Source organism: Sphingobium sp. TomTYG75, assembly GCF_054771635.1.
The window spans coordinates 1,841,194-1,853,785 of the sequence record NZ_BSRE01000001.1 but is presented as its reverse complement, the minus strand read 5'-3'; the positions used below and the strand labels follow the sequence as shown (position 1 = coordinate 1,853,785).

The window sequence follows — 12,592 nt, the reverse complement described above, 5'->3', positions numbered from 1 at the left end:
GTCCATGCCCACCACCACCCACGACGTCGTCATCATCGGCTCCGGCGCGGCAGGCCTAACCGCCGCCATCAACCTGGCGCAAGACCGCAAGGTCATCGTTCTCGCGAAAGCCGCGCTCGACAGCGGCTCGACCAACTGGGCGCAAGGGGGCATCGCCGCCGTCCTCGACGCAGGCGACAGTTTCGAAGCCCATGTCAACGACACCATGGTTGCGGGCGCTGGCCTCAACAATCGCGAAACGGTGGAGCTGGTCGTATCCGAAGCCCCCGCCGCCATCGAGAGGCTGGCGAAACTCGGCGTACCCTTCAACGGCGGCGAGGAATTTGGCGAACGCTGGCACCTGACGCGGGAGGGCGGGCACAGCCACCGCCGCATCGTCCACGTCGACGACGCCACCGGCCACGCCGTTCAGGTCGCCCTGCTCAAGGCCGCCCGCGCCAATCCCAACATCACCCTGCTGGAGGATATGGTCGCGATCGACCTCATCACCTCCCGCCATGGCGAGCGCTATTCGGGTGACGGTCATGTCTGGGGCGTCTACGCCTTCAACAAGCGGACCAAGCATGTCGATGCGCTGCTAGGGAAAGCGACGATCCTCTGCACCGGCGGCGCGGGTCGTACCTACCTCTTCTCCACCGCCCCGCGCGGTGCGACCGGCGACGGCATCGCCATGGCCTGGCGCGCGGGCTGCCGCGTCTCCAACATGGAGATGAACCAGTTCCACCCGACCTGCCTCTATAATCTGGAGGTCAAGAATTTCCTGATCACCGAAGCGGTGCGCGGCGAAGGCGGCCATCTGAAGCTCCCCCCCGGCGTCCCAGGCGGCGGCGAGCGCTTCATGCCCCGCTTCGACCCGCGCGCCGAACTCGCCCCGCGCGATGTCGTCGCCCGCGCCATCGACCATGAGATCAAGCGGCTCGGCCTCGATTATGTCCATCTCGACATCAGTCACAAGGAACCGGAGTTCGTCAGGCACCACTTCCCGACCATCTACGCCCGGCTGCTGGACCTCGACATCGACATCACCAAGGAGCCGATCCCGGTCGTCCCGGCGCAACATTATACCTGCGGCGGCGTGATCATCGATCTCGACGGCCGCACCGACATGCCCGGCCTCTATGCCGCTGGCGAAGTCACCGAAAGCGGCCTCCACGGCGCCAACCGTCTGGCCTCCAACTCGCTGCTCGAATGTTTCGTGTTCGGCGAGACGGCGGCCCGGCACATCCGCGCCCATTGGGACGATCTGCCCGCACCCCCGCCAATCCGGCCATGGGACGAAAGCCGCGTCACCAATAGCGACGAAGAGGTCATCGTCCAGCATAACTGGAAGGAAATCCGCCGCTTCATGTGGGACTATGTCGGCATCGTCCGCACCACCAAGCGGCTGGAGCGCGCGCAGCACCGCATCGACCTGCTCGCCAAGGAAGTGGACGAATATTACGGCCATTTCCGCGTGACGCCCGACCTAATCGAACTGCGCAACCTGCTGGAAGTCGCCCGACTGGTCGTGCGCTCCGCGCTTCGCCGCAAGGAAAGCCGGGGCCTGCACTACACACTGGACTATCCGGACATGCTGCCTGAGGCCGTGGACACGGTGCTCGCGCCCTGACGGTGGGCGGCTCAACTGGACAGGAATTGCTTCACCGCCGCGCTGAACCGCGCGGGCTGATCCGCCATGATGACATGGCCGCCCGGCCCGATCGGCGTCAGCGTCAAATCCTTCTTGGCAGCATAGGCCGCGCGAAAGTTTCGACCGATCTGCGCCGCCTGACTGGCATCGGACCCGGTGGCGTAGACCACGTCCATGGGCACGCTGATGCGGCCAAGCTGCGGCCCAAGGTCGATATTGGCGAGGTCGCGAAGGGCATTGGCAATGACATCCGGGTCACTCCCCCTCGCACCGGGAGTTTGCGCCAATATCTGCGCAAGGTAACTCCGTCCCGCCTTGGTCCCGGTAAAATATTGGCTCAGCTGATCGGCAAGATAGCCCATGCCCCGCGCCGTGCCGCCCACCATGGCCGCGCCGTCGGGCAGCATATCGACCACCATCAATCGGCCCGCCACGCCCTTCAGCCCCAGCATCATAGCCAGCGTGCCGCCCATGGAATGCCCGACGACCGCTGGCCGTCGCAGCCCTGCTGCACTGATGTAGCGCGCAATCTCATCCGCCAGCGGCTGAATCAGGGGACCGCTCACATTGGCATCGGCTGCCAATCCCGCAAAGCCGCGCACATGGACGAGGTGCCAGCGATAGCCCGGCAAAGCCGCCATCACGCCACTCCACAGCCCCGGCCCGCTCGCCAGCCCTGCTATCAATATCACGTCGCGGCCGGTGCCCCGAACCGTCACGGCGATCCTGCGCGACGCAAACGGAGCCGCCATAGCCGTGCTGCCGAACATCAGCGCGCCCGCCACAGCCGCGCCGCCCAGCAGGAGCATTCGCCGGTCCAAAACCTCTATGTTCATCTCGTCTCCATCCCCGGTCGCGGCTTAACCTTAACTGAGCGCAAGAAGCATTCCGTTCAGACTCCTTACATCGCAATTGTGGAATCATTCGTCGCATGAACCTTGTCAGTCGGAAGGCTCGCGCCACCAAGAGAGGTAGGGAGAGCGCGGGGACGCAGATGAAGAATGGAAATGACGGGCGCGACACGCGTCCTTATGGCGGTTCGGCCCGTCTTGTCTTGTTGATGGCGGCGCTTTCGGCTTGTGTCAGCGCGCCTGTGGAACCTCATGCGCGCGCCACGCCGCGGGTGCAGCCGACGACATCGACCTTTCCGATCAAGCCTGTCGCCAATCCGCCAAAGCCTTTCCAGGCGCTGGACGTCGATCAGCGTGAAACACCGCCCCCCGCGCTCGTTAGCGTCGTTCGTAACCTGGGCCAGAGCTTCAGCGGAAAAGTCGGCATCGCCGTTCGCCGCATCGGCAGCGACTGGACGGTCGCGTGGAATGGCAACTCGCTTTTCCCGCAGCAGAGCGTGTCGAAACTCTGGGTATCGATGACGTTCCTCGACGCGGTGGATCGCGGCAAGATTCGCCTGTCTGATTCGGCGACGATCACGCGGAAAGACCTGACCCTGTTCCACCAGCCAAGTGCTGCGCTGGTGGGCAACAGCGGATGGACGACGACCTATTCCGACCTGATGCGCCGCGCGATGACGCAAAGCGACAATACGGCGAACGACACCCTGCTGCGCGCGGTTGGCGGGCCGGAGGCTGTGCGATCCTATCTGTCACGGCGCTACATCAAGGATATCCGCTTCGGGCCGGGCGAACGACTGTTGCAGGCGACGACCGCGGGTCTGGAGTGGCGGCAGGATTATTCGATCGGCCGCAATTTCTACGCGGCTCGTGCCAAGCTGCCGATGGCGGCGCGAGCGAAGGCGCTCGACAATTATCTCGCCAGCCCGCCTGATGGCGCCGCGCCCTCTTCGATCGTGCAGGCGCTCGCCAAGCTCAAGGAAGGCAGCATGCTTTCCCCCGCTTCGGCCCAATTGCTGATGTCCATCATGAGCGAAGCCAAAACTGGGCCGCAGCGTATCAAGGGCGGGGTGCCCGCTGGCTGGCATTATCTGCACAAGACCGGGACCGGGCAGGAACTAGGCGCCCGCTCGACCGGCTTCAATGATGTCGGCATCATGACGGCGCCAGACGGGACCAGCTATGCGGTGGCGGTAATGATCGGCAGCACGACCGAATCGATCCCGACGCGCTGGCAACTGATGCAGGCGGTGGCAAAGGCCGTGGCCGCGAACCACGAAAAGCGGTAACGCCGCCTTAGCGATCAAGCATCCTGTCGAGCGCGGCGGCAATCGCCGTCATGCCCGGCAGCGTGGGATGATAGGGTGCGCTGACCGGCTTGCCGCCTTGCACCGGATAACCGTCCATCCACGGGTCGCGTGCACAGACGTCATGACCGACGGTAAGGCGCGAGGCCGCAAGAATGGATGAGCCGGTCTCCCGCGCCACGCGCGCCGTCAGCGCCGCCAGCCGTTTCGCCATGGCCCGCGCCATCTCCGCCTCTTGAGGAGAAACCGGCGTGGCGGCACAAAGGCCTTTCCCCGGAAGCACCACAGGATAATCGACCCATATCAGCCTGGCCTTGGGCGCGCGCTGCCGCACTTCGGCCGCGATACGGCGAAGCGCTGCGTCCAGCGCCGTCCATCTTTCTTCCTTGGGCGCCAGGGTGGGCGGACAGCGAACCCCGCTCGCCGCATTCACCTGACGGCAGGAAGCCCCCATCAGACCCCCGATATAGCCCACGTCATTGCCGCCAATGGTGATGGTGACGAGCCGCGTTTCCGCCGTCAGCGCTTCGATCTGCGGGCGGATGCCTGCCCAACCGTTGAGTACGCCGCCGGTCGTCGCCCCGCTGCAACTGACATCGACCAGCTCCAGCCCACGCCGTTTTGCAAGCTGCTGCGCATAGTTGTTTGCGGAGCGGGCGCACATGGCCGGTTTGCTGTTCGCGGATGGCGCAATTCCCGGCCCTGCGGCGAAGGAACTGCCCATCGCCACATAGACCGATCCCGGAGCAATGCCGCCATCGTACCGAACGCTCTGGTCATGCGCGCAGCCGGTGACGGCCGCGACCAACCCCAGCAGGAAAAAGCGAGGGAAGGAAGTTTGGAAAAACCGCCGCATCCGGCCCTGCTCCTCAATCCAGATTGGGCCGCAACCAACGCTCCGCGGTTTCCAGGTCAATCCCGCGCCGCTGCGCATAATCTTCCAGCTGGTCCCGGCCGACGCGCGCCACGCCGAAATATTCCGCCTGCGCGTGGCCGAAGTAGAAGCCGCTGACCGCCGCCGTGGGCAGCATGGCAAAGCTTTCCGTCAGAGTGATCCCGGTCGCATGATGCGCGTCCAGCATGTCGAACAGCAGCGGCTTCAGGCTATGCTCGGGACAGGCAGGATAGCCGGGAGCCGGCCGGATGCCGCGATATTGCTCGCGGATCAGCGCCTCGTTCGTCAATTGCTCGCCTTCCGCATAGCCCCACAGCGCGGTCCGCACATAATGATGCAGCCGCTCGGCAAAGGCTTCAGCCAGCCGATCCGCCAGCGCCTTTAGCAGAATGTCCGAATAGTCATCGATCGCCGCCTTGAAGCGCGCCAGATGCGGCTCGATGCCATGGATCGATACGGCGAACCCGCCCATCCAGTCACCATTGGGGCTGATGAAGTCGGCAAGGCACATGTTCGCCCGGCCTTCGCGCTTGGCGATCTGCTGGCGCAGCATCGGCAGCGTGACATGCTTTTCATCCTCGACATGGACGATGATGTCATCGCCCTCGCGGCGGCAGGGCCATAGGCCCACGACCCCACGCGCCGTCAGCCACTTCTCGCTGACGATCTTGTCCAGCATCTTCTGTGCATCGGTGAACAGGCTGGTGGCGCTTTCGCCTACGACCTTGTCCTCAAGAATCGCCGGATAATTGCCCGCCAGTTCCCACGCGCGGAAGAAAGGCGTCCAGTCGATATAGTTGATGAGGTCTTTCAGATCCCAATCCGGGAAGCTGTGGATACCCGGCAGCAGCGGACGGGGCGCCTTCAGCGCCTCATCCATCTCGAATGCGTTGGCTCGGGCGTCCTCGATCGACAGCAGCTGGCTCTGCCCCTTGCCTTCGCGCGCCTTGCGGACATGCTCATAATCGTCCTTGGTCTTCTGGACGAAATCGGCCTTCTGCGTTTCGGATACAAGCGCCGTCGCCACGCCGACCGCGCGGCTGGCATCCAGCACATGGACGACCGGCCCCGTAAAAGCCGGGTCGATCCGCAGCGCGGTATGCACGCGCGAAGTCGTCGCGCCGCCGATCAGCAGCGGCATGGTCATGTTGGCGCGCTGCATTTCCTGCGCCACCGTCACCATCTCGTCCAGCGAAGGGGTGATGAGGCCGGAAAGCCCGATCATGTCGGCGTCATTCTCGTTCGCGGCCTTGATGATGTCCTGCCACGGCACCATCACGCCCATGTCGATCACTTCAAAGCCGTTGCACTGAAGCACGACGCCGACGATGTTCTTGCCGATATCATGAACGTCGCCCTTGACCGTCGCCATGATGATCCGGCCCTTGCCCTTGGCGCCCGGCTCCTTCGACGCCTCGATGAAGGGCAGTAAGTGCGCCACCGCCTTCTTCATGACGCGCGCAGACTTCACCACCTGCGGCAGGAACATCTTGCCCGCGCCGAACAGGTCGCCGACGACATTCATGCCGTCCATCAACGGCCCTTCGATCACCTCGATCGGCTTCACGGCGGCAAGGCGGGCCTCCTCCGTATCCTCGACCACATACATGTCGATGCCCTTGACCAGCGCATGCTCCAGCCGCTTGGCGACCGGCCAGCCGCGCCATTCCTCGGCCGCCTTTTCCGACGCCGCGTCCTTGCCCTTGAAGCTTTCGGCAAGCTCCACCAGCCGATCGCCTGCTTCCGGATCGCTGTTCAACAGCACATCCTCGCACGCCTTGCGCAGCGCGGGGTCGATGGCGTCATAGACGTCCAACTGCCCCGCATTGACGATCGCCATGTCCAGACCCGCCGGAATGGCGTGGTAGAGGAAGACCGAGTGCATCGCCCGGCGCACCGGCTCATTGCCACGGAAGGAGAAGCTGAAGTTCGACAGGCCGCCCGAAATATGGACATGCGGGCAGCGCTTCTTGATTTCCCGGCACGCCTCAATGAAGTCGACGCCGTAATTATTATGCTCCTCGATCCCGGTCGCCACTGCGAAAATATTAGGATCGAAGATGATATCCTCCGGCGGAAAGCCGATCGACATCAGCAGCTTGTAAGCGCGCTCGCAAATTTCGACCTTGCGCGCCTGCGTGTCCGCCTGCCCCGTCTCGTCGAACGCCATGACGACCACGGCCGCGCCATAAGCCATGCAGAGGCGGGCATGATGCAGGAAAGCCTCCTCACCCTCCTTCATGCTGATCGAGTTCACGATCGGCTTGCCCGAAACGCATTTCAGCCCCGCTTCGATCACTTCCCATTTGGAGCTGTCGATCATCACCGGAACGCGGCTGATATCCGGCTCCGACGTCATGAGTTTCAGGAAAGTCGTCATCGCCTCGACCGCGTCGAGCAACCCCTCGTCCATGTTCACATCGACGATCTGCGCGCCATTCTCCACCTGATCGCGGGCGATATCGATGGCGGCGGCATAGTCGCCCGCCATGATCAGCTTCTTGAACTTGGCGGAGCCCGTGACGTTGGTGCGCTCACCGATGTTGACGAAAGTGGCGGTCGATTGGGTCATTGTCTGAACCTTCTCCCTCTCCCCTTCAGGGGAGAGGGCCGGGGAGAGGGGAATGCGAGGAGAGGCCGCCTTTACAGGCCCCTCTCCCTAACCCTCTCCCCTAAAGGAGAGAGGGAATTTTGATCTACGCCGCGATGTGCATGGGCTCCAGCCCGGCAAGCCGCGTCACTACCGGCAACTCAGGCACCACCCGAGGCTTATGCCCCGCCAGCGCCTTCGCCACAGCACCAATATGCGCAGGCGTGGTGCCGCAGCAACCGCCGACCATGTTTACCAAGCCTTCATCCACCCACTGGCGGATCAGGCTCGCCGTCGTCTCCGGCAACTCATCATACTGCCCCAACTCATTGGGCAGGCCCGCATTGGGATAGGCCAAAATCAGCGTATCGGCATTCTTCGCCAGCTCGCTCAAATAAGGCCGCAGCAAATCCGCCCCAAAGGCGCAATTCACCCCGATGGTCAGCGGCTTCAAATGCCGCAGAGAATACCAGAAGGCGTTGATCGTGTGCCCCGACAGATTCCGCCCCGACATATCCGTAATCGTAAAGCTCAGCATCAACGGCACCGGCCGTCCCGCCGCCGCCTCGGCCTCGCGCGCGGCCATCCCCGCCGCCTTGGCGTTCAGCGTGTCGAAGCAGGTCTCGACCAGCAGAAAGTCTACCCCGCCCTCGATCAGTGCGTCGCACTGCTCGCGATAGTCGGCCTTCAGCGTGTCATAATCGACCTCGCGATAGGCCGGATCATTGACGTCCGGCGAGATCGACAAAGTCTTATTCGTCGGCCCGATCGACCCCGCAACAAAGCGCGGACGTCCATCCTTAGCCGTCGCGGCCTCGCACGCCTTGCGCGCAATCCGCGCAGCGGCGATGTTGATCTCCCGCACCAGATGTTCGCAGCCATAATCGGCCATAGCGATCTTGGTCGACGAAAAGGTGTTCGTCTCGATCATATCCGCACCCGCGTCGAGATAGGCGGTGTGAATGCCCTCCACGATGTCCGGCCGCGTCAGGCACAGAAGGTCGTTATTGCCCTTCTGATCCTTGGCGAGATCGAGCGACCCGCGATAATCCGCTTCGGTCAGCCCGTGCTTCTGGATCGACGTTCCATAGCCGCCGTCGAATATCATGATCTTCTCCGCTGCCACGGCGCGGAAGCGTTCCTCGGCGGTCATGCCGTCTTCTCCAGTTGCGGGCGGAGGCCGAGCAGATGACAGATCGCATAGCTCAATTCCGCCCGGTTAAGCGTATAGAAATGAAAGTCGCGTACCCCGCCCGCATAGAGCTTGCGGCACAATTCCGCCGCCAACGTCGCGGACACCAGTTGCCGCGCCGCTGGCAGATCGTCCAGCCCCTCGAACAGTTTGCCCATCCAGCCCGGCACGTCAGTGTTGCACATGGCCGACATGCGCTGGACAGCCGCGAAATTGCTCACCGGCATGATGCCCGGAATAATATCCGCCGTGATGCCAGCAGCCGCCACCGTGTCGCGAAAGCGGAAGAAGGTTTCCGGTTCGAAGAAGAATTGCGTGATCGCTCGGCTGGCTCCCGCATCCAGCTTGCGCTTGAGGTTATCGATGTCGCTCTGCGCGCAGAACGCATCCGGGTGCGTTTCGGGATAAGCGGCCACCGAAATCTCGAACGGGTGACGCTTGCGCAGGCCCTCGACCAGTTCCGCTGCGCCCTTGTAACCCTCAGGATGCGGCTGAAACTTCGTACCCGCTTCCGGCGGATCGCCGCGCAGGGCGACGATATGGCGCACGCCCGCTTCCCAATAGGCGTCCGCCACCTCGTCGATCTCGGCCTTGCTCGCCGCGACACAGGTCAGGTGCGCGGCAGCCGACAACGGCGTTTCCTTCGCGATCCGCGCCACCGTATTGTGCGTCCGCTCCCGCGTAGATCCGCCAGCACCATAAGTCACCGACACGAACTTGGGCGCGAGCGGCGTCAGCGTCTCGATCGCCGACCACAGCTGCTCTTCCATCTTCTCCGTCTTGGGCGGGAAGAATTCGAAGCTCACATTCAGGTCGCCCGCCAGATCGGCGTAGAGCGGCGCTTGCCAAGCCCGCGCGGCCTCTTCGACGGATGGGAAGCTCAGGGTCATAGGGAAACTCGTCCTTCGATGGGCAGGATTCGCGCGCCCCGGCGGCGGCCCAGCCATAATACTACCGTCAATTCCTGGCCGGGCAGCACCTCCACCCGTTCCAGCTCCAAACCTGCGTCCGCAAACCAGCTTTCGATCTGCGCATCCGAAAAGCCAAGCCGCGCATGTTGATCGCGCAGCCGCAATTCTTCCCGTTCATGCGCCGCGAAATCGGCGATCAGCACCCGGCCGCCTGCCCCGGTGACGCGCGCCGCTTCCGCAATCACCGCTTCGGGCGCCTGCGCATAATGCAGAACCTGATGCAGAACCACGGTGTCCACGCTGCCCGGCTCCAGCGGCAGCGCCCCGAAATCGCCCAGCACCAACGCATATTTGTCGCCTGCATCGGCAGGCAGCTTGGCCCGCGCCAGCCGCAACATATCGGGGCTGCGGTCAAGCGCGGTAACCTGATCCGCCGAGCGCCCGAACAGCTCGATCATCCTGCCCGTACCCGTGCCGATATCGAGCAGATGACCGATGGATTCAGCACTCAAAAGCGCGGTCATGGCCGCTTCGACATCCACATCGGGCACATGCAGCGACCGGATCGCGTCCCATTCCTCGGCATGTTCGGCAAAATAGCTTTCCGCCGCCCGTGACCGATCCGCACGAACCGCCGCCAGCCTGGCAAGGTCGGCCTTCTGCCACAGATCTTCGCTTTCCGACGGCACCAGCTGATCGAACAGCGTCAGGAAGGGCGCCATGGCCTCCCCCCTGACCAGGCGCAGGAAAACCCAATTGCCTTCCTTGCGCCGTTCGACCAGACCCGCCTCCGCAAGGATACGGACATGGCGGGACACGCGCGGCTGGCTCTGCCCCACGACCTGCGCGATTTCACCGACCGCAAGCTCCATGGCGCGCAGAAGATAGATGATGCGCAGCCGCGTCGGATCGCCAAGGGCGCGGAATATGTCGATTGCAGCGCTCATGGGCACATCATATAAAGAAATCTTTATATACGTCAATGGCCCTGCCGCCCTTCAAACAGGCCATGGAAGTGGAAGCCCGGAAATTGGCGAGTCGCACTATGGGGATTGCCTTGAGTGATCCAAGGCATTACGAATCGGCCCCGCAGGCGCAATGGGGGGTGAACTTTTCTCCGAGAGTGGTCTGCGACGTTTTTATCTCTGAGAGGGGTTTGCCCATGTCCAAGTCGATTGCTCTTTCGCTCGTTCTCGCCGCTTCGCTCGGCCTCGCCGCTTGCTCGAAGGGCGAAGACAATGCCGCCAATGCTTCGGCCAACGCTGCTGAGAACGCTTCGAATGCTGCTGACAACGCCATGAACGCTGCCGAGAATGCTGCTTCGAACGCCAGCAACGCCGCTTCGAACGCCAGCAACGCTGCATCGAACGCTGCCGCGAACGCGATGTAATTTCCCTTCTCGGGATTTTTGGAAACAGGGCCGCCCGGCAACGGAGCGGCCCTTTTCTTTTGGGCCGCGCGATTGCAATGAAAAGGGCTGCCCTTTTGGGGCAGCCCTCCTCTATCCAGCAGCGGGTGACTGATCAGCAGTCCCGATCGATCGCCCGGCCAGCCAGCGCACCCACGCCCGCACCGACAATCGCGCCCGTGGTGCCGTCACCCCGGCGGCCGTAGCGGCCACTGCCCTTGCCGATTTCATTGCCCAGCAAGCCACCGGCAATCGCGCCTATGATCGTGCCGCCCGTGCCATTGTCCCGGCAGCGATAGCCGCCGCGATAGCCACGATAATAATTGTCGCGATAGTAGCGGTCGCCACGATAGCCGCGATAATAGTCACCCCGGTATCCGCGATAGCCCCGATCGCCGCGATAATAGTCACCGCGATCATAACGGCCCCAGCCGTCACGGGCCTGCGCAGGCGCTGCGGTTACGGCCAAGGAAGCAACGCCCATTGCCAGCGCGGCCCCCATATTGATCAGAAACTTGGTCTTCATGGCGTGCTCCTCAATCATGTCGTTACCGACTCCGGCGCGTCTCCGCCGCCCCATCGATTGCACCCCTTTTGGCCGATTCGCATTGAGCCAAGCCTGAATGGGCGTGTCAGCCACCGTTCAGATAAAAAAGCACCGTCCCCAGCCGGTTGCCGCTCATCAAGACCTGACCTGAACGCTCATCACCGCAATGGAAAAACTGGTCCCTGTCCCGCAGGCGAACAGCATATATGAACAATCAGCCGTTGGTCCGGCAGGCGGGATTGCCTATGGCGGGGCGATGCGCCGTATCCTGATCGTCCTGCTGCTTGCGATCCTGCTTTTGCCGGCGCCGCACAAGAACAAGCCTGAACTATTTGGGCCTGGCCCGCTGCTCGTTACCGCGCGCGCCCTGCCACTAAACGCGTCCGATCCGGCTGTTCACGGCATCGGCGCGCTCGATTATCTGGGAGGCTGGCAACTCAGCAGCCCCCACCATGGATTTGGCGGCATCTCCTCCCTGCTGGTAGATCAGCAAGGACAGGTGCTGGCGTTGAGCGATTCCGGCACTCTAATGGGTTTCGCGGTCAGACCTGCAATCGACAACCGCCATCCCTTCATCGCCCCCCTGCCAATCAGGGTGCAGGACGGGTCCCAGCCGTGGTGGGCATGGGATTCAGAGGCGATGGCGCATGATACGGAATCGGATCGCTACTGGGTCGGCTTTGAGATGCTTCAGCGCATCTGCCGCTACGCCCCCGGCTTTTCGCGGGTTGAAACGTGCCGCACCTGGCCGGAGATAGAGGCTTGGCCGGAAACGGGCTCGATCGAATCCATGGCGCTCCTGCCCGACGGGCGCTTCCTCGTGATCGCGGAAATGGGAATGACGGCGGATGGAAGCCATGACACGCTGCTCTTTGCCGGAGATCCGGCGGAGCAAAGCACCGCATCGCCCATGCACCTTCGCTATGTAGCGCCACGGGGCTATCGTCCGACGGATGCCGTCGCTCTGGATGACCGTCACATTCTGGTGCTCAATCGCCGCGTGACGCTGCGCGATCTGTTCACGGCCACTCTGGCCCTCATAGAGCTGCCGTCCCATCCGGAATCCGGCGATCGGTTGACCGCCCGCACGATCGCCCGTCTCGCTCCGCCCCTGCTGGCCGATAACTTCGAAGGACTGGCTATCACGCGCGAGGCCGGGCGCACTATCGTGTGGATCGTGTCAGACGATAATCATGAATTTTTTCAGCGCACCCTGCTGCTGAAATTTGCGCTGCGCGGGGCGCCCCGCATTCGTTGAGAA

11 protein-coding genes are annotated in these 12,592 nt (G+C 63.1%); 4 read left to right on the top strand and 7 right to left on the bottom strand.

Annotated elements, in window-relative coordinates; genetic code table 11:
• The first annotated feature begins 4 nt into the window (after positions 1-4).
• Positions 5-1,609: an L-aspartate oxidase gene (gene nadB, locus ACYU81_RS09330; protein ID WP_460987397.1), complete on the top strand. Its 1,605-nt coding sequence runs from the start codon at positions 5-7 to the stop codon at positions 1,607-1,609.
• A gap of 11 nt (positions 1,610-1,620) precedes the next feature.
• On the opposite strand, the gene ACYU81_RS09325 is transcribed toward nadB, so the two are convergent.
• Positions 1,621-2,439 carry an alpha/beta fold hydrolase gene (locus ACYU81_RS09325; RefSeq protein ID WP_460988156.1) on the bottom strand — a complete coding sequence of 273 codons (819 nt, stop codon included), beginning with the start codon at positions 2,437-2,439 and terminating at the stop codon, positions 1,621-1,623.
• 185 nt (positions 2,440-2,624) lie between these two features.
• Here ACYU81_RS09325 and ACYU81_RS09320 point away from each other — a divergent pair, with 185 nt between their 5' ends.
• Positions 2,625-3,770, top strand: coding sequence for a serine hydrolase (locus tag ACYU81_RS09320; protein ID WP_460987395.1), 1,146 nt, complete (start codon positions 2,625-2,627; stop codon positions 3,768-3,770).
• Positions 3,771-3,777: 7 nt separating this feature from the next.
• Here ACYU81_RS09320 and ACYU81_RS09315 read toward each other — a convergent pair whose 3' ends face one another.
• The 5 genes from ACYU81_RS09315 to ACYU81_RS09295 form a co-directional block, all read right to left on the bottom strand.
• Positions 3,778-4,644, bottom strand: a complete 867-nt coding sequence (locus tag ACYU81_RS09315) for an SGNH/GDSL hydrolase family protein (RefSeq protein ID WP_460987393.1) — start codon at positions 4,642-4,644, stop codon at positions 3,778-3,780.
• Positions 4,645-4,657: 13 nt separating this feature from the next.
• Positions 4,658-7,255, bottom strand: a complete 2,598-nt coding sequence (gene metH, locus ACYU81_RS09310) for a methionine synthase (protein WP_460987391.1) — start codon at positions 7,253-7,255, stop codon at positions 4,658-4,660.
• A gap of 124 nt (positions 7,256-7,379) precedes the next feature.
• Positions 7,380-8,426 (bottom strand): homocysteine S-methyltransferase family protein, encoded by a 1,047-nt coding sequence (locus tag ACYU81_RS09305; protein WP_460987389.1) that lies wholly within the window; start codon positions 8,424-8,426, stop codon positions 7,380-7,382.
• The gene (gene metF, locus ACYU81_RS09300; RefSeq protein ID WP_449471036.1) at positions 8,423-9,355 is read right to left on the bottom strand and encodes a methylenetetrahydrofolate reductase; all 933 of its coding nucleotides are present in this window, start codon (positions 9,353-9,355) and stop codon (positions 8,423-8,425) included. Before metF ends, ACYU81_RS09305 begins: the two co-directional genes overlap by 4 nt.
• The gene (locus tag ACYU81_RS09295) at positions 9,352-10,323 is read right to left on the bottom strand and encodes an ArsR/SmtB family transcription factor (RefSeq protein ID WP_460987387.1); all 972 of its coding nucleotides are present in this window, start codon (positions 10,321-10,323) and stop codon (positions 9,352-9,354) included. Before ACYU81_RS09295 ends, metF begins: the two co-directional genes overlap by 4 nt.
• A gap of 215 nt (positions 10,324-10,538) precedes the next feature.
• Here ACYU81_RS09295 and ACYU81_RS09290 point away from each other — a divergent pair, with 215 nt between their 5' ends.
• Positions 10,539-10,766, top strand: coding sequence for a circumsporozoite protein (locus tag ACYU81_RS09290; RefSeq protein WP_460988155.1), 228 nt, complete (start codon positions 10,539-10,541; stop codon positions 10,764-10,766).
• Positions 10,767-10,899: 133 nt separating this feature from the next.
• Here ACYU81_RS09290 and ACYU81_RS09285 read toward each other — a convergent pair whose 3' ends face one another.
• On the bottom strand, positions 10,900-11,310 hold the full coding sequence (locus tag ACYU81_RS09285) for a glycine zipper 2TM domain-containing protein (protein ID WP_460987385.1): 411 nt from the start codon (positions 11,308-11,310) through the stop codon (positions 10,900-10,902).
• A gap of 277 nt (positions 11,311-11,587) precedes the next feature.
• On the opposite strand from ACYU81_RS09285, the gene ACYU81_RS09280 reads away from it, so the two are divergent.
• Positions 11,588-12,589 carry an esterase-like activity of phytase family protein gene (locus ACYU81_RS09280; protein ID WP_460988154.1) on the top strand — a complete coding sequence of 334 codons (1,002 nt, stop codon included), beginning with the start codon at positions 11,588-11,590 and terminating at the stop codon, positions 12,587-12,589.
• The last annotated feature ends 3 nt before the right edge of the window (positions 12,590-12,592 follow it).

Excerpts from the sequence above, each read along its gene's own strand:
- metH (WP_460987391.1), bottom strand. The coding sequence starts at position 7,255 with ATGACCCAATCGACCGCCACTTTCGTCAACATCGGTGAGCGCACCAAC.
- ACYU81_RS09325 (WP_460988156.1), bottom strand. The coding sequence starts at position 2,439 with ATGCTCCTGCTGGGCGGCGCGGCTGTGGCGGGCGCGCTGATGTTCGGC.
- ACYU81_RS09290 (WP_460988155.1), top strand. The coding sequence starts at position 10,539 with ATGTCCAAGTCGATTGCTCTTTCGCTCGTTCTCGCCGCTTCGCTCGGC.
- metF (WP_449471036.1), bottom strand. The coding sequence starts at position 9,355 with ATGACCCTGAGCTTCCCATCCGTCGAAGAGGCCGCGCGGGCTTGGCAA.
- ACYU81_RS09320 (WP_460987395.1), top strand. The coding sequence starts at position 2,625 with ATGAAGAATGGAAATGACGGGCGCGACACGCGTCCTTATGGCGGTTCG.
- ACYU81_RS09305 (WP_460987389.1), bottom strand. The coding sequence starts at position 8,426 with ATGACCGCCGAGGAACGCTTCCGCGCCGTGGCAGCGGAGAAGATCATG.
- ACYU81_RS09280 (WP_460988154.1), top strand. The coding sequence starts at position 11,588 with ATGCGCCGTATCCTGATCGTCCTGCTGCTTGCGATCCTGCTTTTGCCG.
- ACYU81_RS09285 (WP_460987385.1), bottom strand. The coding sequence starts at position 11,310 with ATGAAGACCAAGTTTCTGATCAATATGGGGGCCGCGCTGGCAATGGGC.
- ACYU81_RS09315 (WP_460987393.1), bottom strand. The coding sequence starts at position 4,644 with ATGCGGCGGTTTTTCCAAACTTCCTTCCCTCGCTTTTTCCTGCTGGGG.
- nadB (WP_460987397.1), top strand. The coding sequence starts at position 5 with ATGCCCACCACCACCCACGACGTCGTCATCATCGGCTCCGGCGCGGCA.
- ACYU81_RS09295 (WP_460987387.1), bottom strand. The coding sequence starts at position 10,323 with ATGAGCGCTGCAATCGACATATTCCGCGCCCTTGGCGATCCGACGCGG.